At 63.6% G+C, this 23,431-nt stretch carries 19 protein-coding genes and 1 pseudogene; 5 read left to right on the top strand and 15 right to left on the bottom strand.

What is annotated here, in order from left to right:
- Window positions 1-113: 113 nt before the first annotated feature.
- From asd to M2361_RS07870, 6 genes are all read right to left on the bottom strand, one after another.
- The gene (asd, locus tag M2361_RS07895) at window positions 114-986 is read right to left on the bottom strand and encodes an archaetidylserine decarboxylase (RefSeq protein WP_259247582.1); all 873 of its coding nucleotides are present in this window, start codon (window positions 984-986) and stop codon (window positions 114-116) included.
- Between the two features lie 110 nt (window positions 987-1,096).
- On the bottom strand, window positions 1,097-2,728 hold the full coding sequence (locus tag M2361_RS07890; RefSeq protein ID WP_259247574.1) for an ATP-binding cassette domain-containing protein: 1,632 nt from the start codon (window positions 2,726-2,728) through the stop codon (window positions 1,097-1,099).
- A 329-nt stretch (window positions 2,729-3,057) separates the two neighbouring features.
- Complete coding sequence (locus tag M2361_RS07885; RefSeq protein ID WP_259247565.1) at window positions 3,058-3,939, bottom strand: CoA ester lyase; 882 nt, start codon at window positions 3,937-3,939, stop codon at window positions 3,058-3,060.
- A gap of 26 nt (window positions 3,940-3,965) precedes the next feature.
- Complete coding sequence (locus tag M2361_RS07880; RefSeq protein WP_259247563.1) at window positions 3,966-4,682, bottom strand: response regulator transcription factor; 717 nt, start codon at window positions 4,680-4,682, stop codon at window positions 3,966-3,968.
- Window positions 4,683-5,033: 351 nt separating this feature from the next.
- Entirely contained in the window at window positions 5,034-5,519 is a 486-nt protein-coding gene (locus M2361_RS07875) for a hypothetical protein (protein WP_259247561.1), read from the bottom strand.
- Between the two features lie 66 nt (window positions 5,520-5,585).
- Window positions 5,586-6,185 carry a GNAT family N-acetyltransferase gene (locus M2361_RS07870; protein WP_259247558.1) on the bottom strand — a complete coding sequence of 200 codons (600 nt, stop codon included), beginning with the start codon at window positions 6,183-6,185 and terminating at the stop codon, window positions 5,586-5,588.
- A gap of 108 nt (window positions 6,186-6,293) precedes the next feature.
- On the opposite strand from M2361_RS07870, the gene M2361_RS07865 reads away from it, so the two are divergent.
- Window positions 6,294-7,532, top strand: coding sequence for an FAD-binding oxidoreductase (locus tag M2361_RS07865; protein ID WP_259247556.1), 1,239 nt, complete (start codon window positions 6,294-6,296; stop codon window positions 7,530-7,532).
- A 9-nt stretch (window positions 7,533-7,541) separates the two neighbouring features.
- Here M2361_RS07865 and M2361_RS07860 read toward each other — a convergent pair whose 3' ends face one another.
- Window positions 7,542-8,672: a 3-deoxy-7-phosphoheptulonate synthase gene (locus M2361_RS07860; RefSeq protein WP_279997651.1), complete on the bottom strand. Its 1,131-nt coding sequence runs from the start codon at window positions 8,670-8,672 to the stop codon at window positions 7,542-7,544.
- Between the two features lie 316 nt (window positions 8,673-8,988).
- Here M2361_RS07860 and M2361_RS07855 point away from each other — a divergent pair, with 316 nt between their 5' ends.
- A complete protein-coding gene (locus M2361_RS07855) occupies window positions 8,989-10,206 on the top strand; it encodes an EAL domain-containing protein (protein WP_259247554.1) in 1,218 nt (405 codons plus the stop codon).
- A gap of 50 nt (window positions 10,207-10,256) precedes the next feature.
- Here M2361_RS07855 and M2361_RS07850 read toward each other — a convergent pair whose 3' ends face one another.
- Both M2361_RS07850 and M2361_RS07845 read right to left on the bottom strand, forming a co-directional pair.
- Window positions 10,257-11,903 carry a mucoidy inhibitor MuiA family protein gene (locus M2361_RS07850; RefSeq protein ID WP_259247552.1) on the bottom strand — a complete coding sequence of 549 codons (1,647 nt, stop codon included), beginning with the start codon at window positions 11,901-11,903 and terminating at the stop codon, window positions 10,257-10,259.
- A 206-nt stretch (window positions 11,904-12,109) separates the two neighbouring features.
- Entirely contained in the window at window positions 12,110-13,021 is a 912-nt protein-coding gene (locus M2361_RS07845; protein ID WP_259247549.1) for a LysR family transcriptional regulator, read from the bottom strand.
- 106 nt (window positions 13,022-13,127) lie between these two features.
- Here M2361_RS07845 and M2361_RS07840 point away from each other — a divergent pair, with 106 nt between their 5' ends.
- Window positions 13,128-14,408, top strand: coding sequence for an MFS transporter (locus tag M2361_RS07840; protein ID WP_259247547.1), 1,281 nt, complete (start codon window positions 13,128-13,130; stop codon window positions 14,406-14,408).
- On the opposite strand, the gene M2361_RS07835 is transcribed toward M2361_RS07840, so the two are convergent.
- From M2361_RS07835 to M2361_RS07815, 5 genes are all read right to left on the bottom strand, one after another.
- Window positions 14,384-15,430 carry a hypothetical protein gene (locus M2361_RS07835; protein WP_259247546.1) on the bottom strand — a complete coding sequence of 349 codons (1,047 nt, stop codon included), beginning with the start codon at window positions 15,428-15,430 and terminating at the stop codon, window positions 14,384-14,386. The genes M2361_RS07840 and M2361_RS07835 overlap by 25 nt on opposite strands.
- Window positions 15,424-18,237 (bottom strand): toxin VasX, encoded by a 2,814-nt coding sequence (locus M2361_RS07830; protein WP_259247544.1) that lies wholly within the window; start codon window positions 18,235-18,237, stop codon window positions 15,424-15,426. Before M2361_RS07830 ends, M2361_RS07835 begins: the two co-directional genes overlap by 7 nt.
- Window positions 18,234-19,190, bottom strand: a complete 957-nt coding sequence (locus M2361_RS07825; RefSeq protein ID WP_259247542.1) for a DUF4123 domain-containing protein — start codon at window positions 19,188-19,190, stop codon at window positions 18,234-18,236. Before M2361_RS07825 ends, M2361_RS07830 begins: the two co-directional genes overlap by 4 nt.
- A gap of 2 nt (window positions 19,191-19,192) precedes the next feature.
- A complete protein-coding gene (locus M2361_RS07820; RefSeq protein ID WP_259247541.1) occupies window positions 19,193-21,316 on the bottom strand; it encodes a type VI secretion system Vgr family protein in 2,124 nt (707 codons plus the stop codon).
- A gap of 78 nt (window positions 21,317-21,394) precedes the next feature.
- Window positions 21,395-21,913: an Hcp family type VI secretion system effector gene (locus M2361_RS07815; protein ID WP_046803329.1), complete on the bottom strand. Its 519-nt coding sequence runs from the start codon at window positions 21,911-21,913 to the stop codon at window positions 21,395-21,397.
- A 387-nt stretch (window positions 21,914-22,300) separates the two neighbouring features.
- Between M2361_RS07815 and M2361_RS07810 the strand changes: the two genes are divergently transcribed.
- Window positions 22,301-22,708, top strand: a complete 408-nt coding sequence (locus tag M2361_RS07810) for a VOC family protein (protein WP_259247531.1) — start codon at window positions 22,301-22,303, stop codon at window positions 22,706-22,708.
- Here the strand turns inward: M2361_RS07810 and M2361_RS07805 are convergent.
- The gene (locus tag M2361_RS07805) at window positions 22,705-23,019 is read right to left on the bottom strand and encodes a flagellar transcriptional regulator FlhD (protein ID WP_259247528.1); all 315 of its coding nucleotides are present in this window, start codon (window positions 23,017-23,019) and stop codon (window positions 22,705-22,707) included. The genes M2361_RS07810 and M2361_RS07805 overlap by 4 nt on opposite strands.
- Window positions 23,020-23,234: 215 nt before the next feature.
- On the opposite strand from M2361_RS07805, the pseudogene M2361_RS07800 reads away from it, so the two are divergent.
- Window positions 23,235-23,379 (top strand): annotated as a pseudogene (locus M2361_RS07800) (DUF2325 domain-containing protein); the annotation flags it as partial.
- Window positions 23,380-23,431 lie beyond the last annotated feature (52 nt).

Genomic DNA, 23,431 nt, shown 5'->3' with positions numbered 1-23,431 from the left:
TGCTTTATCGATGAAAGCGAATAGATTGCTAAATGTTTATTCGCTTTTTGGAATCAACTTGCAGGCGGCGTACAAGCGGGGTGCAAGCGGCGTGCAAGCATCTTCCAAGGCGGTCAGGGCCGCGCCGTGGGCAAGGCCAGCAGTTCGCCCATGCGCACGGGACCCAGCACCGACGGCGTGTCGGCCCAGCGGATCTTGTCCGGGCCAAACAGCACGATCGCGGTCGAACCCAGCTTGAAGCGGCCCATCTCCGCGCCTTTCTCCAGATGGATCGGCGCGCGCGCCGTGGCGTCATAGCGCACCGACTTCACGCGACGCTTGAACGGCGTCACCAGGCCGGCCCAGACCGTTTCAATCGACGCGACGATCATCGCGCCCACCAGCACCACCGCCATGGGGCCGAGCTCGGTATCGAATATGCAGACCACGCGCTCGTTGCGTGCGAACAGGCGCGGCACGTTGCGCGCGGTCAGCGGGTTGACCGAGAACAACCGGCCCGGCACATGCACCATTTCGCGCAGCGTGCCGGCCACCGGCATGTGGACGCGGTGGTAGTCCTTGGGCGACAGGTAGACGGTGGCGAATTCGCCACCCTGGAACGGCGCGGCACGTTCCACGTCGCCGCCCAGCAGGTCAACCAGGCCGTAGCTGTGGCCCTTGGCCTGGAAGATGCGCCCTTGCTCGATGGCGCCCAATTGGCTGATGGCGCCGTCGGCCGGACAGAGCACCGAACCGGGTTCATCGTCGAGCGGGCGCGCGTCGTCTTTCAGCGCGCGGGTGAAGAAGTCATTGAAGCAGTCGTAGGCCAACGGGTCTTCTTGCAAGGCCTCGCGCATGTCCACGCCGTACTTGCGGACAAAGCGCGAAATCATCCAATTCTTGACCGCGGGTTCCCGGCAGTCTGAGGCGTATCCGAAGAAGCGCGACACCAGGTGATGCGGCGCAAGATACTGGCTGGCGAGAAATAGTTGGTCTTTGATCGTCATCTACGAGCGCTGAAAAAACTCGTCCCGCGTACAGCGGGACGGGGTTGAAGGTTGCCGTGCAAGCGACGCATCGAAGGCGCCTGCCGGCAATTCGCGGGATTGTAACGCGATCAGGCGGCTTTGGCGGCCAGTTTGGTTTTGTAGAGCCAGTCTTTGTAGTCGTCCAGGTCGCCATCGAACGGTTTGACGACGCCGTCGGCCACGATGATGAACTCGTCGGTGGTGGCGCGCAGCAGGTGACGGTCGTGCGAGACCAGCATCAAGGTGCCTTCGAACTGCGCCAGCGCCGTGGTCAGCGCCTCACGCGTTTCCAGGTCCAAGTGGTTGGTGGGCTCATCCAGCAACAGCAGGTTGGGGCGCTGCCAGACAATCAGCGCCAGCGCCAGGCGCGCTTTTTCGCCGCCGGAGAAAGGCGCGATGGAACTGGTGGCCATGTTGCCGTTGAAGTTGAAGCTGCCCAGGAAGTTACGCAACTCTTGCTCGCGCACGGTGGGTGCAAGCTTCATCATGTGCCACAACGGAGATTCGTCGTGACGCAGCATTTCCACCTGGTGCTGGGCAAAGTAGCCGATGGACAGGCCCTTGTTGAACTGCGTATCGCCGCCCAACGTAGCCAGGTCGCCCGCGATGGTCTTGATGAACGTGGACTTGCCCGCGCCGTTGATGCCCAAGAGTCCGATGCGCTGGCCGGCCTGAAGCGAAAAATTGATGCCCGACACAATGATCTTGTCGGACACGGCCTGCGTCTCTTCGTCTTCCACGCGGTAACCGGCACTGACCTTGTCCATGGTCAGCAAGGGGTTGGGCGCGCGCAGGGGCTCGCGAAATTCAAACGAGAATTCGGCGGCGGCGCGCAGCGGCGCCACTTCTTCCATGCGGGCCAGCGCCTTGATGCGGCTTTGCGCCTGACGCGCCTTGCTGGCCTGGGCCTTGAAGCGGTCAATGAACGATTGCAGGTGCGAACGTTGCCGCATCTGCTTTTCCATCATGCCTTGCGCCAGTTCCAACTGGGCGGCACGTTGGCGTTCGAACGACGAGTAATTGCCCGAATAACGCTTGAGCTTGCGTTCGTCGATATGGACGATGACGTTGACCACGCCATCCAGGAAGTCGCGATCGTGCGAGATGACGATGAGCGTGCCCGGGTAGCGCTTGAGCCAGTCTTCCAGCCAGATGATGGCGTCCAGGTCCAAGTGGTTGGTGGGCTCGTCCAGCAGCAGCAGGTCGGACGGGCACATCAGCGCTTGCGCCAGGTTCAGGCGCATGCGCCAGCCGCCGGAAAAGCTGGTCAGCGGCAGATGCATCTGCTCTTGCGTGAAGCCCAGGCCGGTCAGCAATTGTTCGGCGCGCGAATGCACCGTGTAGGCGTCGGCATCGGCCAGCGCGGCGTAGATGTCGCCCATGCGCAGGCCGTTTTCGGCGCTTTCGGGTTCGGCTTCCAATGCCGCCAGTTCCGCTTCCAGCTTGCGCAAGGTGACGTCGCCGTCAATCGCGTATTCGATGGCGGGGCGGTCCAGCGCGGGGGTTTCCTGCGCCACGTAGGCCATGCGCCAGCTTGAAGGGTAGTCAAGGTCGCCCTGGTCCGCGTGCAGCGTGCCGCGCAAAAGGCCGAACAGGCTGGACTTGCCGGCGCCGTTGGCGCCGATGAGGCCGATCTTGTCGCCGGGGTTCAAGAGCAGGTCGACCTTGTCGAGCAAGGGCTTGACGCCGCGCATGAGTGAAACTTGTTGGAAGCGGATCATGAATCTTGGGGCAGGGGGTGGCGCGGCAGGCGCGCGGCGAGGCTCCCGCCACAAGACGCGGCGCAAAAAAGGGAACCGGGTGGTTCGCGCGCTCAGCCATGACACAGCAGGCGGACATCAGCGCGAAAAGGTGAAGAGACACGCCCCAGGCAAGGGGCGTCGTCCAATCGTGGGCAGTATTGTACCGGGCCGCGCGCATCGGCGCAGATGAAGCGCGTTTTAGGGGCGGCGTTCGAGCGGGTTTCGCGGCCGCGACGGCCGCTTATGCGTGGGGGCAGTGCGCGAGATGGCGGCGTAGGCGCGGGGTTGCTGCCCGCAGTGGCAGCGGCCTATGCCTGGGAAGCCGTGCCCGAGATAGCGGCGGCCAGGGCAAGCACGCGCTCGGCCTCTTCGGCGTGCAGGTTTTCGACCAACGCGCCGTCTACCACGGCCACGCCCTGGCCAGCGGCCTGTGCCTGGCGCCAGGCATCCAGACGCTTGCGCGCCAGGGCCAGTTCGCTGTCGGTGGGTGCGAACGCGGCGTTGGCGGCGGCGATCTGCTTGGGATGGATCAGCGTCTTGCCGTCAAAGCCCTGGTCGCGCCCTTGCTCGCAGGCAGCCGCGTAGCCCGCGTCGTCGTTCAAGTCCAGGTGCACGCCGTCCAGGACCGCCAAGCCGTGGGCGCGCGCGGCCATGACGGCAAGCGATCGCGCTAACAGGGTTTCTTCACGGCCGGGCGTGTGGCGCGCGTGCAGGTCCTTGACCAGGTCGGACGTGCCCACCACGATGGCGGCCAGCCGGGGGTGGCCGCCCGCAATGGCGTCCAGCCGCAGAAAACCCAGCGGCGTTTCCGCCATGGCCCATAAGGGCAGGTCGGGCGGCGCGCCGGCGGCGTCCAGCGCCTGGGCCAGCGCGCCCAGTTGGGCGGCGGATTGCACCTTGGGCAGCAGCACGGCGTCGGCGCCGGCCTGCGCAATGGCGACGACGTCGTCGTGGCCCCACGGCGTGTCCAGCGCATTGATGCGCACGATGCACTCGCGGCGTCCGTAGCCGCCTTGCTTCAAGGCCGCGGCGACCTGCGCGCGGGCCTGTGCCTTGGCCTCGGGCGCCACGGCGTCTTCCAGGTCAAGAATCAGGGCATCGGCGTCCAGCCCACGGGCCTTGTCCAAGGCGCGCGCGTTGGCGCCGGGCATGTAGAGAACGGAGCGGCGGGGACGGAGGGCAGGGCGCATGGAAGGAGAGAGCCTGTTAACAAATATCAGGGTTTGGCGCTGCCCACGACCTGGACGGGCGTGGTGCACACATAGCCGACACCATACACGGTGCGTATGCCCAGGTCGCCCGCAGCCTGCGCGCGCAGTTTGCGGCGCAGCCGATGCATGTGCGCGTCCAGCCGATGCGTGTCGTAGGCGTCGATGCTGGCGCCCAGCGCCTCGACCAGGCGGCCGCGCGACAAGGGCAGCGGCGCGGCCTGGATCAGCGCGCCGATCAGCCGGCTTTCGGTGTCGGTGATGTCCACGCACACTTGCCCGGGCGACACCAGCGTGCGCCGTGCGGGATCGAATCGCCAGGTGTTGCCACCGGCGTCGTCGGCCTCTGCCGGCACCACGCGCAGTCGTCGCGACAGCGACACCAACGTGGCGCCCAATTCGGCCAGATTCACGGGTTTGGTCAGGTAGTGATCGGCGCCCAGGCTCAGGCCCGAGACCTTGTCTTCGCTGAGCAGGCGGCCGGTCAGCATCACGATGCCCATCGACGGATAGCGGGTGCGCAATTGCGAGATGCGGGTCAGCGCGTCGCCGTCGGGCAGCATGGCGTCCAGCACCAGGATGCCCGGCGTCACGGACAGCATCAGTTGATCCAGTTCGGCCAGCGATCCGGCCGTGAGGATGGCTTTGTCCAGCCCCAGATCCTGGATGTACTCGACGATCGTGTCGCGCCAGTCGCCGTGATCATCGACAACGATAATCGTCACGGCGCGGTCTCCGCTCGCGTTTGCACGCGACGCGATTCAAGGGCAAACACGCTTTTCGCTCCTGACATGCTACGGGTTCTGTTTGAGATCAGCGTCCGCTAGCGTGGGCACAAGCCAGGCGGCGGAACGCATGAAACGTTTCGTATCGTTGATGCCTGCGGAGAATATCATCATCGATGTCGCGGCGGTGCAGCATGCCGCCTGGATGCCATCCAGGCCAGTGCCAAATTGTGCCTGATCAAACATTGCGCAGGCCGTACAGCGTGCTGGCAAGGGCCGCAGGACGCGCATCGTCGCGCGCCTTATCCACAGAAATTGTGGATAAGACCCCCGCGTCTGGTTCCATCCGATTTATGTAGGCAGATATTCGATGGGCACGCCGGCCGGCACCTTGCGCATGCGGTCGCGTTCGATACGCGCCGAGGCAAAGCGCGTCTTGCGCGCGGCCGCGTTTTGCAGCAACACCGACAGCACCGCGCCCTTGTCCTGGATCCATTGTTTTTTGCCGCGCAGCAATTTCATCGCATTCTCGGCGTTGCCCAGGCGGTAAGACATGGCGTTGATCTGGACCGAGGTCTTACCGTCGAACGCGGCCGGTTCCTGCTCGGTAATGGCGGCGGCATCCAGGTTGCTGCTTTCGTGGTCCACCCGATAGATGAACTTCAAGCCGCTGTGTGGATCTTGCGCCACGATAAGCTTGTCCGAGCCCGAAACATCGGAAAGCATGCCAATGACGGGCGATTCAACCAGTTGGTTGCCGCGCTGTTCTTCCGTGTAGATGAAAATGCTGTGCCGCGCAGCGGAGACTGCGGCGGGAATGAGGGGAGTGCTATCCATACCTGACTTGAAAAGGGCGTACCGGACAACGCAGTCCGGCGATGAAAAGGAACTTGGGGCGTAGCCCTAGCGCGGCCAGGCCAGTCGCGCCAGCAGGCGTGATTTGACCGATGGCCAGTCGTCGTCGAGGATCGCGAAATAGACCATGTCGCGCGTGCGCCCCGACTGTGAAATCAGATGCTTGCGAAACACGCCTTCCTCGATTGCCCCAAGGCGCAAAATGGCCGCGCGAGACTGGGCATTGCTCAGTTCCGTCTTGAAAACGATGCGTATGATACCAATTGTTTCAAAAGCGTGCCGAAGTAATAAGAACTTGGCTTCGCTGTTGGCGCCCGAACGTTGGCAGGCCGGCGTCAACCAGGTAGCGCCGATCTCAAGCCGCTTGTGCGCCAGCGCAATGTCCATGTAGCGTGTGGCGCCAATGATCTGCCCGGTGCTTTGCTGCACGATGACAAAGGGCAGGCAGGCGCCCGCCTGCGCGTCTTCCAAGGCGCGCGTCACATAGCGCCGCATGTCGTCGACCGTCGCGATGGGTTCCGGCTGCAAACGCCAGAGTTCGGGATGCAGGCCCACTTGCGCCAGCGCATCGGCATGCTGCGCGGCCATGGGTTCCAGGCGAACGATGTCGCCATGGAGCGTGACGGGGTGCAAGGGCGGTAGGGGCATGGCGGGGTCCGAAGGGCGGGCAAGGGCGGGAAAGCACACCGCGGGAGCGGCGATTCTACGCTGGCGCTCCCTTGCCGAACACGGGGGGCAAGGCGCAGAATGCGGCGCATGAAAACAGACGTTGTGGTTCTGGGTGCGGGCATCGTCGGCGTCAGCACGGCGCTGCATTTATTGGCGCGCGGACGTTCCGTGGTGCTGCTTGACCGCCGTGGCCCCGGCGAAGAAACCAGCTACGGCAACGCGGGGCTGATCGAACGGGCCAGCGTCATTCCCTATGCGTTTCCGCGTGATTGGCGCAGCCTGTGGCGCTATGCGCGCAACAACACGCCCGACGTGAGCTATCACGTGCGCTTTCTGCCGCGCGTGGCGCCCTGGCTGCTGCGCTACTGGTGGCATTCATCTCCCACGCGGCTGGCGCGCGCGGCCGAAGCGATGCTGCCGCTGATCGAGCGCAGCGTGGCCGAGCACGACGCGCTGAAAGACGATGCGAACCTCTCGCCCTTGTTCCGCCGCACAGGCTGGATCGATGGCGTGCGGTCCCAGGCGGGCCTGGCGCGCGCTGTTGCGGAAGCCGAGTCGCTGGCGCCGTACGGGCTGAACTACCGAGTGCTGGACCGGCAGGCGCTGACGGCGCTTGAGCCGTCGCTGTCCGACCGCATGGTGGGCGCCGTGCACTGGCTGGACCCTGTCAACGTGTCTGACCCCGGCGCGGTGACGCGGGGGTATGCGGCCCTGTTCCAGCAGCGCGGGGGGCGATTGCTGCGAGGCGATGCGCGCACCCTGAAATCGGCCGGCAGCCAGGGATGGCAGGTGCAAGGCGATGACGGCCGCATCGACGCCCGCGACGTGGTCGTGGCGATGGGGCCTTGGTCACCCGATGTGTTGCGGCCCTTGGGCTACCGCATTCCCATGGCGGTCAAGCGCGGCTATCACCAGCACTTCGCGCTGGAAGACGGCGCCACGCTGACGCACCCGGTGGCGGACATCGACAGCGGCTTTGTCGTAACGCCAATGACGTTGGGTGTGCGGCTGACCACCGGGGCGGAATTCGCGGCGCGCGATGCGCCGCCTTCGCCGATTCAGATTCAGCGTACGCGCGCACTGGCCAGCCAATTGCTGCCCTTGGGCGCGGCGGTTGAAAAAGAACCCTGGATGGGATGCCGCCCCTGCATGCCTGATATGCGGCCGGTGATCGGGCCCGCGCCTCGGCATACCGGATTATGGATGGCGTTTGGCCACGCGCATCACGGCTTCACGCTGGGCCCGGTGACCGGCAAGCTGCTTGCCAGCCTGATCACGGGCCAGGCGCCGGACGTGGATCCGGCGCCGTATGCCCTCTACCGCTAAGAAATTTCCTTAGCGCTTGGCGGCGATGGCGCGGCGCTGACGCACGGCCTGCGCCAGGGTGTCCAGCACCGGTTCCGTCTGGGTCCAGCCCAGGCAGGCGTCGGTAATCGATACACCACGGCGCAGGGGCTGGCCGGGCTTCAGGTCCTGGCGGCCTTCTTCCAGATGGCTTTCGATCATGACGCCGGTGATGCGGGCGTCGCCCCGCGAAAGCTGCGCGGCGATGTCCTGGGCCACGTCGATCTGGCGCAGATGCGACTTGTTGGAGTTGGCGTGCGAGCAATCGATCATGACCTGCTCGCGCTGGCCGGCGGCGCGCAGGGCGGCGCAACAGGCGTCAACGCTGGCCGCGTCATAGTTCGGGCCTTGCTTGCCGCCGCGCAGGATCACGTGCGTGTCCTGATTGCCGCGCGTTTCAAAAATGGCGGCCATGCCCATCTTCGTCATGCCCATGAAGGCGTGCTTGGCGCTGGCGGCCACCATGGCGTCGGCCGCAATCTGCACGCCGCCGTCGGTGCCGTTCTTGAAACCCAGCGGGCAGCTCAGGCCAGAGCTCAGTTGGCGGTGGCTGGGGCTTTCGGTGGTGCGCGCGCCGATGGCGCCCCAGGCGATCAGGTCCGCGATGTACTGCGGGCTGAGCAGGTCCAGGAATTCGGTGGCAATGGGCAGGCCCAGGCCGCTGATGTCCAGCAACAATTCGCGGGCGCGGCGCAAGCCTTCGTTGATACGGAAGCTGCCGTCAAGGCGGGGGTCGTTGATGTAGCCCTTCCAGCCCACGGTGGTGCGCGGCTTTTCGAAGTACACGCGCATGACGATCAGCAGGTCTTTCTTGTGCTGGTCAACCGCCGTGCGCAACTGGCGCGCGTAGTCCATGGCCTGACCATGGTCGTGGATGGAGCAGGGGCCGACCACGATCAGCAGGCGGTCGTCGCGGCCATGCAGCACGTCGGCGATTTCGGCGCGGCTTTGCTCGACCAGGTTCTGAATGGTGGGGGATACGGGTAACTCGTCCTGCAGGAGCGCGGGCGAAATCAACGGACGCACGGCGCTGATGCGGGTGTCGTCGGTGCGCGTGTTGTCCTGGGTGGAGTCGGCCGTGCCGACCTCGCGGTCGTGCTGGGGGTCGTCAATGCGGGTCAAGGGGGGGCTCCGTGCCGTAGATGCGCCAATGCGCTGGATGCGTGATGGTCGCCATTATCGCACTGGCCGCGTAGCCCCGCCGCCGGAGGGCTGCCACCGTCTGGCGGAGCCGGTCGCGTTGCGTATCGACAACGGACCGAGGCAGGACCGGGCAGGTGTTCCCAAACCTACGCCTATCGGCGGGGAAATCGCCGTAGCCCTTTCTTCACAACGACAGATCGCGCGCGAATGCCGTAGCATGAACCCCGATAAAACCAGCGGTGGCCGGCAACGGCCCGCCCTATGAATAACGCCCTATGAATTAGGACGGAACGCAATGCCCAAAACAGACGCCGGCGCCGCGCGGCGGATTCTTCTGGTCGAAGATCACCCCGTTGAACGCGCTTACCTGCAGAACATGCTGCTGGCGTTGGGATACCGGCGCGTTGCCGGCGTGGGCAGCAGCACGGAAGCCATCAGCGCACTGGGCCGCCAGTTCTACGATCTGGTGATCAGCGACATCGTCATGAGCGACGGCGACGGCACGCATCTGCCCAACGAGCTGCGGCGCCTGGTCGACGCGGGCCGCCTGAAAAGCATGCCGCCCATCATCTGGATCAGCAGCCTAAGCGACGAATTGCTGGAGTCTCACGTGCGGCTGGCGCTGCAGGCGGGCTGCCCCTCGGCGCAGGCGCTGTCCAAGCCGGTGTCGCGCACGTCCATGCATCAGGCCGTCAAGGCGGGCCTGGCGGCCGAGGACATGACGACGCCCCAGCAGCAATCGATACGCCGCGAAGTCATCGAAGCCGAATTGGGCCGCGCCCTGATCACGGGCGAGGGCATGAGCGTGGTGTTGCAGCCGCAGATGAGCCTGTCGACGGGGAAGGTGGTGGCCGCCGAGGCCTTGTCGCGCTGGGACCATCCCGAGCTTGGGTCCATTGCCGCCGCTGATTTCGTGCCCGCCGCGCATCGCCTGGGCATGGACCGGATGTTGTTCCTGCGGGTGACGGATCGCGTGCTGGAAGTGCTGCAAACCTTGCACGCCGAAGATATCGCCGTGCCCATCGCCATCAATGCGTCGTCTTCCACGCTGTGTTCGCGCGACATGCCCGCCGTGCTGGAAAAGCGGGTCGCGCGGGCCGGCCTGCCGGCGCGCTTGGTGAAGGTGGAACTGACCGAGGACGAGCCGGTCAACGATTGGCTGGCCTTGTCGTCGGTCTTGAACCTGCTGCGGGTACGCGGCTTTGAATTGGCGATGGACGATTTTGGGGCCGGCATCGCGTCGATGCGGCTGTTCTCTGCCATGCCGTTTACCGAATTGAAGATCGACCGCGACTTCATCGTGCACATGCACCGCGAAGCCGCGTCGCGTGCCGTGGTGGCCGCCGCCATTGAAATGGGCCGTGTGCTGGGCCGGCGCGTGGTGGCCGAAGGCGTCGAACAAGAGCGCGACGTGCAACTGCTGCGCGAACTGGGTTGCGACGTGGCGCAAGGCTATGGCTTGTCCATGCCCTTGGAGCCCGACGCATTCATCGATTTCTGCCGCCGCCATTGAGCGGGCGGCGGCGGCTGCAAGGCTTCACTTCAAGGCTTCACTTCAAGGCTTCAAATACCCGACACGTCAATGTCGCCGGGATAGTCCACCGAGAACTTCAGCACGGTGTCGCGGGACTTGCCCGGCTCCAGCTCCCATTCCCAGGCCAGCTTGCCGTCTTCCTCGCGCTTGATGTCGCGGTCGGCGGGCGACAGCAGCTTGACCACGATTTTCTCGTTGCGAGACACCGGCAGCCGGTCCTTGAACACCACCTGTTCCTTGGTGGCCTTGTTGTTCTTCACGGTGATCTTGTATTCGTAGGTCACGCGCTTGCCGCTGCCGGAAAACCCCGTGCTTTCGGTAAAGCGGTTGACCAACTGGCGCTTGATCGAGATGCCGTCGTCGGCGCCCATCGCCAGCTCGACCTTTTCGCCCGGCATCACCGCCTTGAGCGACCCGGACGCGACGAAGGCGTCATCCAGGAAGGTATTGAGCGTGCCGGCCAGGAACGGAAAGTCGGTGCTGTTGCTGGCTAGCGCGGTCAGGAACACCGCTTCGCGCAGCGCGGGCGTGGACTGGTACTGCAAGGTGGCGGGCAGCTTGGCCGTGGTGATGGCCACGCGCTGCGAGGTGTTGTCGGACGCCAGCGTGGCCGGGGTCTTGATCTGGAACGACGCGCTGGTGGCGTCGTTCTGCACTTGCGCGGTCTGCACGTCGATGGGCTCCGGCACCGCTTCGTCCATGGCGGCGTCGGCATACGCCTGGCTGCCTGCGAGCGGGGCACGCTTTCTCATCATCTCGCTGCTCACGGCGGGAGCCGGCGCGGCCACGGGGCGGGGCGGTGGCGGGGGCGCCGCCACATCGATGATCCATGGCGTCAAGGTCGGTGCACCGCCGCCCAGCGCCGGGCGCGCGGTCGACAGCGTCAGCTTCACGTTGTTCCAGTCTTCGCCCGTGTTTTGCCGGACGACGCCGAAATAACCCAGGTCCACGCTGCGGTCGGACGGACGCAAGCGTGCGTCGTAAGCGGGCGTCCAACGCGCGCCGCCTACTGCATACGACACCGCCAGGTCCACCTTGCCCGCGCGCGCCAGGTTCACGCGCAGCGTGACGGTCTTGCTGCGCCGGCTCAATTGGCCTCGCACGATGTTCATTTGGCTTTGCAGCGCGGACAATTCCCGTTCCAGCGCTTCTTTACGTTCGGCAACCTGGCGCAGCCCCGCCAGCGTCTTGCCCAAACTGTCGGCGCTAAGGGTCTGGATGGCTTTCAATTCGTCCAGCGTCAGGCGGGCACTGTCCTTGGACGGCTCGGTGGCGCCTCGCTGCATCATCAGCACCAGTTCGCGCTGGTTCTCCAACACGGCGGCCTCGTCGTCCAGCCCGGCCAACTGGCCTTCCAGTTTGCGGACTTGCTCTTGCAGGGTGCGAACGCGCTCGTTGGTGGCGTCTGCCCGAAAGGCGTCGCGCACCTTGACGTCAAGCAAGGACGCTTGACCGGTGCTCTTGGCGGACACTTGCAGGGAATTTTCCTGCAATGACGCCGGCAGGTTTTCCAGCACCAGTTCATGTTCGCCCGCCGCGAGCTCGCTGCTGGCGGAACGAGTCACCACCGCGCGGTCCTGATACACGGTGACCGCGCCGATGGACGAGCTGAGCGCGGCGGCGGCGCCCAAGCCGGGAAGGGTTGCTAGGGCCAAGGCCAGAAGGGTACGTCGCACGGAGTCACCTATTAACAGGGGTATCAAGAGGAGGTATCAAAGCATCCATCCATCTCTCAGGGACGGATCGCCGGTAGCGCAATGTACTCTTCTGCCGTGGGCCAGGGTTAACAGAACATGACAAACGCGACAGGGCAATACGCGGCCTGATCTTCGGCCTATTCGTCGGCCTATTTGTCGGCTTATTCGTCGGCTTATTCGTCGGCCTATTCGTTGGCGGCCGGGCGCTCCGGATGAGCAAGCTGGCGCAGCATCGCCACGGCGTTGACGGCGGCAATGGAGCGGTCGTGGCGGCGATACGCCATGTCCAGCAGCGCGTGCGGCGCGTCTCCCTTGATGGGCCGATATTCAATGCCTTCCGCGCCCATGTGCCGCATGGCGGCCGGTACCACCGAAATGCCGACACCAGCGGCAACCAAGCTGACGATGGACGCCATCTGCGGCGCTTCCTGAATCACGCGCGGCGCAAAGCCCGCACGCTGGCAAGCCGATTGGATGGCGTCATACAAGCCCGCGCCAATCGGCCGTGGATACAGCACAAAGTCCTCATCGGCCAGCGCGGCAATCGGCACGCTGCGGCGGCGGCTCAGCGCGTGGTCCGGGGGCAGGGCCACCAGCATGGGTTCGTCCAGCACGCGCTCGGACTCGAACTCCGGGTCCAACAGATAAGGCGGCCGTACAAAGGCCACGTCCACCTCGCCCAGCCGCAGGCCGCGCAACAGGGAAATGGTGTTGCTTTCGGTCAGCGTGACGCGCACGTCGGGGTAGCGGTCGCGGTAAGCGCGGATGGCGCGGGGCAGGTAAGGGTGGAAGACGGCGGACGCCGTGAAGCCGACCGTGATGGCGCCGCGCTCGCCGCGCCCCAGCCGACGAGCCGTGTCGATGGCGCGGTCGGCACTGGCCAGAATGGCGCGCGCATCTTCCAGGAACTGGGCGCCGGCCTCGGTCAGGTCCACGCCTCGGGGCAGCCGTAGAAAAAGCGGCGTGCCGATTTCGCGCTCAAGCTGTTGAATCTGCTGGCTTAACGGCGGCTGGCCGATACCCAACCGGGCCGCCGCCCGGGTGAAATGCAGCTCTTCGGCCACAGCAGTGAAATAGCGCAGGTGTCGAAGTTCCATCGTTTAAAAATATGGTGGGTGCAAGTTTCATATATTGGACATATGAAGGCGAAAAGTCTACTTTTCCTATACGGGTCACGAGCCCGTTTGCCCTTCGAGATTCCAGATGTCTACCCCCTCCGCCAGTTCTTCCACGCCCACGCCCACCGAGTATCTGGCGCGTGGCACCCCCGAACTGCGCCGCGCCCAATGGGCCTTGTTTGCCGCCGGCTTTTCCACGTTTTCGCTTTTATATTGCGTGCAGCCGCTGATGCCCCTGTTCACCGGCGCGTTCGGCGTATCGCCCGCGCAAAGCAGCCTGGTGCTGTCGCTATGCACGGGCCTCTTGGCCATTGCGATCTTCTTTGTGGGCCTGTTTTCGCAGGCGCTGCCGCGCAAGCGCATCATGGCCTGGTCCTTGCTGGCCTCGGCCGTACTAGGCACCATCGCCGCCGTGGCGCCCGACTGGCACAGCCTGCTGGCCTTGCGCGCGCTGCAAGGCGTGGCGATGGGCGGCGTGCCCGCCGTCGCCATGGCGTACCTGGCGGAAGAAGTAGAACCCGACACGCTGGGCTTTGTGATGGGCCTGTACATCAGCGGCAGCGCATTCGGCGGACTGTCCGGCCGCGTCATCACCGGCCTGGTGTCCGACCATTTTGGCTGGCGCGCCGCCCTGGGCACGCTGGGCGTCGTGGGCATCGTTGCCGCCGCGCTGTTCATGTGGCTGTTGCCGGCCTCACGCCGCTTCACCCCGCAACGCGGGCGCGGCTGGGCTGGCGTGTGGGGCGACGTGCGGGCGGGAGTCGGCGCACACATGAAAAACGGCCCACTGTGCGCGCTGTTCGCCATGGGCGGACTGCTGATGGGCGCCTTCGTCACGGTCTACAACTACGTGGGCTTTCGCCTGTTGCTACCGCCGTTTTCGCTAAGCCAAACCTTCATCGGCTTCATCTTCGTCGTGTACTTGGTGGGCATATTCGCGTCCACCTTCTTCGGCCGCCTGGCCGACCGCCACGGCCGAGGCGCCATGCTGACCGCCGCCACCGGCTTGGCATTGGCCGGGCTGCTGCTGACGCTGTCGGACACGCTGGCCATCCTGATTGCCGGCATCGTGGTGTTCACCTTCGGCTTCTTCGCCGCACACGCGGTGGCCAGCGGCTGGGTCGGCCAGATGGCTCGCGGCTACAAGGCGCTGGGCGCATCGCTGTACTTGCTGGTGTATTACGTGGGGTCCAGCGTGCTGGGCGCCTGGGGCGGACACTTCTGGGCCGCCAGCCAATGGCCAGGCGTGGCCGCGATGGCCGGCGGCCTATTGGCGATCGCGCTGGCCATCAGCGCGGGCTTGGCGTGGCGGACGAGTGGCGTGCGCGGCTCGGATGTCAATCACCCGGGCTTGCTGCGCAGATGAACCTGTTTGCCTTTGTGATCAACAAAGATCACGCCCTTGTCCATGCCGGCATAACGATAGAAGTAGCGGGTGCTGGATTTGACGGGCCGGGTGTCGTAGGCGGATAGATCGGCGCCGGGGGCGCATAGGCGTTCGACTTCTTCCGGCCAGCGGAAGGAGTTGGCTTTGTGCTTGATCCAGCGGTCAAGGAGGGGTTTTAGGCTGATGAAGTTGAAGAGGATATCGAAGATATTGAAGATATCGCTCAATCTGCCGGTTTTGGTTACCGTGTTGTCGCCAGTGGGTTTGCGGACTAAGCCCTTTTCGACGAACTCGCGGCCAGGTTGGATTGCCTCCAGGCCGTGCTCCATGTAACGACGTATGAACTCTAGACGCTGAAGGTTGTTGTCGAAGAACAAGTGGTCATGAATGTCGAAGTCACCTTCGACGATAAAAGGCATCTTTCTCTTTCGAACGCGTTCCGGATCCGCGGAGGGCTGCTGCATTATCTCCAGATAGGGAACAGGGAAGTAAAGCCGCAAACGATAGTCATGGCCGAATACGGTATAGGGTCGGACGTCACGCCACGGGACGTGCATGACTGCATCTCCATAGGTCACATGTACTAGCTGCGCCTGCCGATTAAAGCGAATACGGCACTGCGCTATGCTGGTTCCCAACCACAAAAAGAACGATGCGAATAGAAAGAACGGGATGCAGATTAATATGCCTTTGACGTGAAACTCTCCAAATAGCGGAGCTAGTATAAATACGATGATCAAGGACATAGGAACGCCCATCGTGGATAGCTGCATCAAGAACGTTATCTGTCCTTCGACCCTAGGTTCAATGTAGCGATCGTTGAACTGGTCGACGTCCGATACATCATCGAATAGCCATACCTGCTCAGGATCCATTGCGTAGCGGATGTCGGGCAATGCACCATGATCCGTCTTCTGATCAAGGTATTCGCATTGGCGCTTGAACTCGCCTGCGGCATCCGGGATTGTTGTGGGGTCGATAGTGCGGAGCTTTTTCACCATAGCCGGTTCTCCTTCATCACGAAGTCGGCGTCAGTGAAGCCGTTAGGTCGATACTCGACGTTCGTGGTACCGAAGACAGTGTTCGTGCTGATCCGGACGACGCCCATCTTGTCCTCCACTGCTACCAGTTCGGGATCTTCGTAGTAAATGGTTGTGCCGGAAATCTCTCCAATTCTTGCGGCTTGCTGTTGGCTTATCGCATAGTGGCTGACTTCCGGCCGCCACCCTGGCAGCCGAACGGTAATGGTTCGGAGATCGTTTGACATGCCCACAGCTGCAGCGATCGTGACTTGTGGTGAACGGTCCAAGAGCTTGAGCAGTGCTACGTCGGATTCGATGCTGGGTTGTTGAAACAGTCGGTGGAATTCGCGCAGCTCTTCCTCGTCATTGGAAAACGGCGCCTCGTTTCCGCGTATGCCCCATACGCTTCGGGCGATCCATGTGGTGATTTTGGCTTCCTCGGCGGCACTTTTATGAAACAGGCGGAGGACGTGGTAAAGGCCTTCGGTAGCAAGCAGGATCCAGCCGATTGATCCGGCGCTCATGCGAGCAATGGCTTCGCCGCCGCGAACTATTGCTAAGGGAGATTCAGCCCATCGTTCAAGGAAGCGGGCGTTCAGCTTTCCAAGCAAGTGCAACACGCCCACTCCGCCCGCCGCCATTTGCAACGAGCCGCTGGCGAAGCTGATGCGAGCGGCTACGCCTGTGTCCTTTTGCGCCGCATCCCACCAATCCTTCGCCCCAATTGCAATTGCCGCCACCGCGGCAGCTCCAATCGCTCGCAGCTCCCATTTTCCAGCTGCGCTGTTTAGCTCTCGCGCCAGCTCCATCTCCCCCCGCACCTTCGCCAGATCCCGCTGTTTCTCAAACCGGAACCTCGTCATCGTGGCGCCCGCCGCACCGACCCCCAGAACCTTTCCGGTGGCATTAAGCGCGTTCCCCAAATTCATGCCATCTTCCTGCCCCAGCGCCTTGAACGCTTCCCCCGCGCTGTATACCGTGGCGAACGCCGCGACGCCGCCTAGTGCCAGTCTGGCGTTGTGCCAGAAGCGCAAGCGCTCCGGTAGTCTTTGGCCTTGCGCCAGCCGCTCCTGCACGTCTTCGGTGTCATACAAGGTGACCAGGGTTTGCGCGGCGCGGTCCACTGTCTGTGGGCGAAAACCGTTGACGCCTGTGAGGCCCAGGCTTGCGCGCATCCAATTGCCTACCTCGCGCAGCGGTACTTCGTGGGCGCGCGCCAGATTGCCGTCCAGCACTTCCATGATGGGCCGGTAGACGCTGGTCCAGTATGCGCCGGGCGAGGTCAATTGCCCGTGCGCGACCAGTGCGCCCAGCATCACGCTCAGTTGATGGGACGCTCCGTCGGCCGGTATTGTCGTTAGTACTTTTTGCAGCGCGGCCAATGGTGCATCGACCGCTGCCTTGGCGACGATGACTGTGCCCAGCTCGGTGTGGTCGAGCATGGTTTGCGCGACTCGCTTGGTATAACCAAGCACTTCCGGTGCGCCCAGTACTGCTTTCTTGAGCAGGCCGATCGGGCCGCTGGGTTCCACTTGCTTGAGCAGGAAATCGTGGCCGGCTTTGCAGTGGATGAGCCCGGGCAAGGTGTGTCCGGCCAGGCAGCGCAGGTCCAGGTAGCCCGTGGCATCGGGCGCATGCGATTCGACGAGTACGTCGTAGACCTTTTGATGGGTGTTGAACAGGGTCCAAAGGTCGGCGGCGGCCAGTACAACCTGGTCTGTGTAGTCTTGCAGCCGTCGCGGATGCTGCTTGATGAACTCCACGCGCTCAGTGTTGCGCGCGTGGGCGATACGTTTGCGGTGCGCGGCCAAGCGCGCGCGGTTGGCACGTTCGTTGGCGGCCATTACGGCAGGCCCCGTTGCGCCCGAGGGCATGGCGCTTCCGATTGGATCGTTACGCGCCACCTGACTGCCCGCCGCCTGGCCCGCCAAATCGCCCAACTGGTCAATCATTTCCGACACCCGCAACTTGCGCGCCGCGTCCGCGCTGTACGTTTGCAGGTCCGCCAGCCGGCTGCCGACCAACACGTTCAGTTCGCTTAACAGTCCCGCCAGATCGCGCACGACCACGGCTTGCGGCTCGACGTCGGTGCGGGGCCGTGTGGCGGCGGTCATGGCGTTCAGGATGGATGGAATGCTGTCCGTGTGGGGTTGGCTTTCGCTCCAGTCATAGTTGCGCAGCGCGCTTGGGGCCAGTTCGCGCACGTGCGCAAGCAATGCCGCCGGGAAGGCGTGCTGTTGTTTGCCGCCGATGGGTTTGACCGGGGTGGCCAGCAGGGTTTGCCAACTTGATGTGTCGTTCTCGATGTCCCATAGCACGGCGTGGCTGAGCAGGGTGTCGCTGACCAGCACGTGCAGGGTGTCGTCTTGCAGATCGGGCGGCGCCAGCAGAAAGCGCGCCGCGCCCGCTTCGTCGGGCACGGCTTTGCGTCCGGGCACGTCACCGTCGTAGTCCGCTTCCGTCCACCAGATCGGCGCGAAGCGGATGTTGTCGGTGACTTGGTAATGGCGTGTCCACATCCGACCTTCTTCGCGCGAGAGCAGATACACATAGCTGCGCGGCCGCAGTACCCGCAAGCCGTAGGCTTTGCCGTTGCTCAACGCCGGATAGGCGGCGGTACTCAGCGTGGGGAACACCTTCGCATCGAAGGGTTCGTCCGTGATGCCATAGCGCAGGGGATACAAGGGGATGCCGCGCTGGCAAGGTGGCGGGGATATCGCCTTGCCCAGCCGCTTGGCGCTGGGGTGGGGCGGTTGCAGCGCCTTGGGGCATTGCAGGTGAATCATGGTCGGTTTCCTGATGCGAGGCCGGCGGTGATCTTGTTCAGCCGGAGCTGGGCTTGATTCAGGCGCAGTTGTCCGGAGACCTCGCGGCGTGCGAGGTTCGCGCGCAATTCGGCATCGTTCTCAAAGGGCGATTGGGGAAAGCGCAGGCGCAGCGTGATGTAGTGGCGGACGTCGCGCTCAAGTTGCAGGTTGATCTGCCCGGCCTCATCGGCAAACAGCGCGATCTGGTGCAGCAGCTTGGCGTGGGCTGTCGGGTTGCGGGTCGCCAGATCGGCGGGCACGTGGCGGCGCGCTGTCTCTCGCATGAAGTAATCGAAGCTGGCGCGGTTGACCGCATCTTCATCATCCGAAGACAGCGCGAAGCCTTCATGGTCGAACGCCGCGTCACTGGACGCAGGGATATCCGCTTGCAACCATTGCGCGCCCGCCTCGTCGGCGCTGCGCCAGATCAGCCCCCGGATGGGCCCCATCAAATCCGCCAGGCGATGCGTTGATAAACCTTCGCAAAGCTCTTCCAACTGGCGGGTGGCCGTCAGGTTGAAGCGCATCGCCAAGCCGTCGGGTGCTTGCATCCGATGCAGCTGCTTCAGGTGCGCGCTGGCCGGCGCGTCATCGCCGGCAAACAACAGCACACCCAACTGCCGGGGAGCCCAATCGTCAACGAAGGCCTGCAACAAGGGCGCGGTGACAGGCGTCAACAGCGGACCATGGCGAAAGCCGGGCGGCTGGTACTCCCAGTTAGTGCCGCGCCATAACCAGTGATGATCGAATCCGGGTTTCAGCGCGGACACTTCGAGCTCCAAGGTGTCGGAACGTGCGCCATCAAGCCAAAGCCAGGCAGTGCCGGATCCGATGCCCGTACTGGTATCAAGCCCGGTCAGGCTCTCCATGCTGGGCGCTTGCACGACGCGCACGGTCCGGCGGGGCCAGCCGGCATGTTCAAGGTCGGACATCATCACGCGCCTCGCATGCCACAGGGGCAGGGCACACGTGGGCAGGTACCGTCCGCGCGCAGTGCACAAAGCAGGTCCATGGCAAGCCCGGGGGCAGGGGAACCCGCCATCGATGGGGCGCTGGCCGCGCCCGCTTGCTGGCTGAGCGGGCCCTTGAAGACGATTGCGCTGGCGTCCAGGGTGATACCGGACCCATCAATCGTGATCGTGCCACCCGGCCCCTTGATCACCACGCTTTGCGCCGCCTGCAATACCAGCGTGACCGTCTTGCCTTCGATCCGCTCGCCGGCATGCACCTGGAAATGGCCTTGCACCTTGTGTTCAACATGACCGCCGGTTTCTATCCAGTGATTCGCGGCCGTCTTGTCGCGGCGATTGTTGCCCACGTCTTCCGTGCGGTCGCGCCCGGTGGCAATGGTGTGGTTGCGGTCGATGGTCAGGAAGTCGTTTTGCCCGATGGCGTGGCGCCGGTCTTGCCCGATGTTGACCTGTTCGTCGTTGCCCACCGTTTCACGGCGGTCGTGACCGATGGTGATGGTTTCATCATGCTCGACCTGTTCACCACGGTCGTTGCCGACGAAGGTGGTTTCGTTGTGGTTCACATGGATGTTCTGGTCTTTCTGGGCATGGACGTAGATCTCTTCCTGATCGCGTTCGTCCTCGAAGCGCAGTTCGTTATAGCCCTCGCCCTTATGCGTCTGGCTCTTGATCGTCATGCGCGTTTTGTGGCGCGGCAGTTCGTAGGGCGGCGGGTTGATCGACCGGTGGGTTCGACCCGTGACGATCGGCTGCGAACTATCACCGTCCAGAAAGCTGACGATCACTTCCTGGCCGATGCGCGGAATGGCCATGTGGCCCCAGCCGGCGCCCGCCCAGTTCTGCGATACGCGAATCCAGCACGAGCTGTGTTCGTTGTTCCTGCCCAGCCGGTCCCACGGAAACTGCACCTTGATGCGGCCGTATTCGTCGCAATAGATTTCTTCGTTGGGCGGGCCGACCACGCTGGCGATCTGCGGGCCGTCGACCACGGGCTTGCGGCTGGGCGCGGGCTTCCAGTCGACCTTGTCGGGCACGATGTCGGCGGTGTAGCTGTAGCGCGTGCCGTGTTCCGCGCCCGCGCTGTCTTCTTCCTGGCTGGTGTGCTGCACGCCGTGATGACGCATGCGTACCGGCCGCCAGCCCTGGTTCCAATCTTCGCGCGGGTGGCCGGTCAGGTCGAAGGCCACGCCGGGAATCAGGCGGGCGTCGTCACCCTGCACCTGCGCCATGCGCGCGTCGCGGCGCAGGCCCAGCAAGCGGCTTTGTGTGAAGGGCTTGCCGGCCTCGTCGCGCTTGTAGCGGCCGGGATAGTCGTAGCGTTCGTAGCGGCGGTCTTGATGCTGCAAGTCGCTGGCAACGTGCGTGTGTTCCTGGTCGTACTGCGGGTGGGTGTAGGTGTAGTCGCGCTGGGTTTGGCGCGCGGTGCGCAGTTGCTCGGTGTAGGTGAAGCGGCGCAGCGCGGGCTGAGCAGGGTCGCCGCCGGCTAATGGTTGGTAGACGACCGGGCCGCCGGCGATTTCGCCATGGATGTAGATGCGGTCGCCGTGGATCAGGCCGTGGCTTTGTTCGGTATGCACATAGCGATGGAAATAGCCTTCCTCGGCCGCCAGCCGGGTGACGAAGTCCAGGTCGGTTTCACCGGCTTGCACGCAGTATTCGCGCGGCAGGTGCGGGTTCGTGGTGACCTGTTCATAGTCGGTGATGTGGTGGCGCTTGAAGACATCGGCCAGGATTTCCGGCACGGACAGTTGCTGATAGATGCGCCAGTCCGAACACAGCGCCAGGCGAGACAGCGAGGGTTCCAGCACGGCGCGGTAGCGCGTGCGCCGAAAGCCCGTGTCGCCTTGCTCGAAGGCGGTGACGATGCCATGGACGTGACGTACCGCCGTATCGCCCCGCCACAGCGTGAAGAGCGCCGTCTGGTCCAGCATGGCGCCGAAGTCGATGGCGGGGTTGAAGCTGGACAAGTCCAGTTCCAGCCGATAGGTCTCGGACAGGGCTTCGTCCAGCGTGAATTCAATGACGTCGAATTCGACGCCGCGCGCGGACGACACAAAGGTAAAGCGCAGATCGGATGAGTGGGGCATGGTGGGGTCACTAGGCAGACGGGCAAGAAAAAACCGCGGTTGCGCAGGCATCTACCTGCGCAGCCGCGGCGGCGTGCCTTAGCTTTCCAGCGGTTTACGCCAGTCGTCCGAGGCTTCCGTGCCCGCGATCTCGTGCGTCCACGTGATCTTGCGGTAGGCCATGGCCACCTTGATCAGCTGCGTGAAGTCCGACTTGCTGGGGTCTTGCGCGTGCGGCAGCACGCTGGTGATGTCCACAATGGTGGCGTCTTCCAACGCGGTGGTGAAGAAGTGTTCCTGCTTGCCGTCGATAGACGTGCGGTACCACTTCACTTCCACCTCGGGCAGCATTTCACCGGAGGCCAGCGCGTGATACAGCAAGGGCGTAGCCTTGTTCAGCGCGCTGGTGAAGATGAAGGGCTTGTGCACACGCTGGCCCGACGGCTGGCCACTTTGCGGGTCGGTCGGGGTGTTGACGCGGTGCTCAATTTCCTGGACCAGGATCTGGTCTTCGTGCCCTTCGACATATACGTTGCCGACCGAATCAGCGGTGAAGGCGCCTTCAGTGATGTTGCCCTGGGTTTTGCCCGAAATGCTGATATAGGCGGGAGTAGGCATGATGTTTCCTTAGTCGTCGTAGTACATGGCCGTTGCGGCCGGATACTTCCCGAGGGAAGCGCTACGAGGGACTAATGCAACATCCGTGCCAGGTATTGAAATTGAAAAATAAACGTATATATATCAATAGCTTGAAAGAAAAATAGGACGATTCCGATACGGCTTTCCAACGCTGATTTCCTAGAAATAGCCGTTTTTCCAGAGGAAACGAGCCAGATCTGACCCGATTAAAAATAAGCCTTTAAGAATCAATGGCTTGCGGTGGGTCAAATTTGGCCTGATCGGGCCAAATCTGGCCCGGGCCAGCGCGTGGCGCGGAACGCCGCCTGGCAAACCACGTCCGAAGCCAGACATAATTCAGCTTCTATCCCTTACAGCGAGTCCCACATGTTTTCCCATGTTTGCATTGGCATCCGAGACTTCGACCGCGCGTTTTCCTTCTACGCGGCGCAGGCCGAGGCGCTTGGACTTGATCTTCGATTTATCGATCGCAAGGTGCCCTGGGCGGGCTGGCAACCCACAGGTGGGGGCCGGCCGTTATTCGTAATCACCGCGCCCTATGACGGAAAAGCCGCTGAACCGGGCAACGGGCCGATGACGGCATTTCTGGCGGAGGACCGGGCAACCGTGGACCGCTGCCACGCGCTGGCCTTGTCGTTGGGCGGCACGTGTGAAGGCCCGCCCGGGTTGCGGCCCGATTACCACGCGAATTATTACGGGGCTTATTTCCGGGATGCCGACGGCAACAAGATCTGCGTGTGTTGCCACGGCCCGGAAGAAACGCCTACGGCTTAACGCCGCACGAGGGATGGCGGCGCGGGCGACGCTAACGGGTTGCGCTCGGCCAACGTGGCGTCCATGCCTTGGCTCAATGCCGACAACAGCACATGAGGCGCCAGCTTCAGTTGCGCCAGCAGCACGCTGCTGCGCGCCAGGCGGGTCAACGCCGCCGGTTCCAGGTCTGCCAACCACTGGCTTGCCTTGGGCGACATTTGCAGGCGACTTAGCTCAACGGCATCGCCGCTGCGCGCGATGCGCTGCAGCAGTAGCAAATACATGAGGTTGGCTTCGTGGATATCGCGCAGAAGTTCGGTGGGATTCGGCATCGGGCACTCCACTGCGTAGAGTCCGCCAGCCGGCCGAGACCGGGGCGAAAGGCGCGCGGCGTTCTCGGGGGAACGTCTATTTCAGGCCCGGGACGGGCTGGCGTGCCGATATGTTTGTGGATCATATTTAAGCGACGCAGGCACGTCAGTAATGGATTTCCCTGTGCGCGATGGGGCCGGACCCTCGCCACTTAAAAGCGAAGCGTGCTCATTAGGTCATCTGCCAGACAGGTTGCGTCAGCCATGGCGCATACTGGCGGGTCAAGGACCAACTGCACACGCACGGGCAAGCAATGCGTGCGGGTGGACAAGCCCGAGGCGCGTGGCGCCTTGCAGGTGGAGACGGGGCAGGATCGGTAGCGTCGCGTTACCTTGCGTTTCGGCATCGAGACGAGACCCCGCAATACAGTAC

Origin of the sequence: Achromobacter sp. JUb104, assembly GCF_024806975.1 — a bacterium.
Taxonomy (GTDB): Bacteria; Pseudomonadota; Gammaproteobacteria; order Burkholderiales; family Burkholderiaceae_B; genus Achromobacter; species Achromobacter spanius.
Note: the sequence above shows the minus strand (reverse complement) of the source record. Positions and strands in the feature narration are given on the sequence as shown.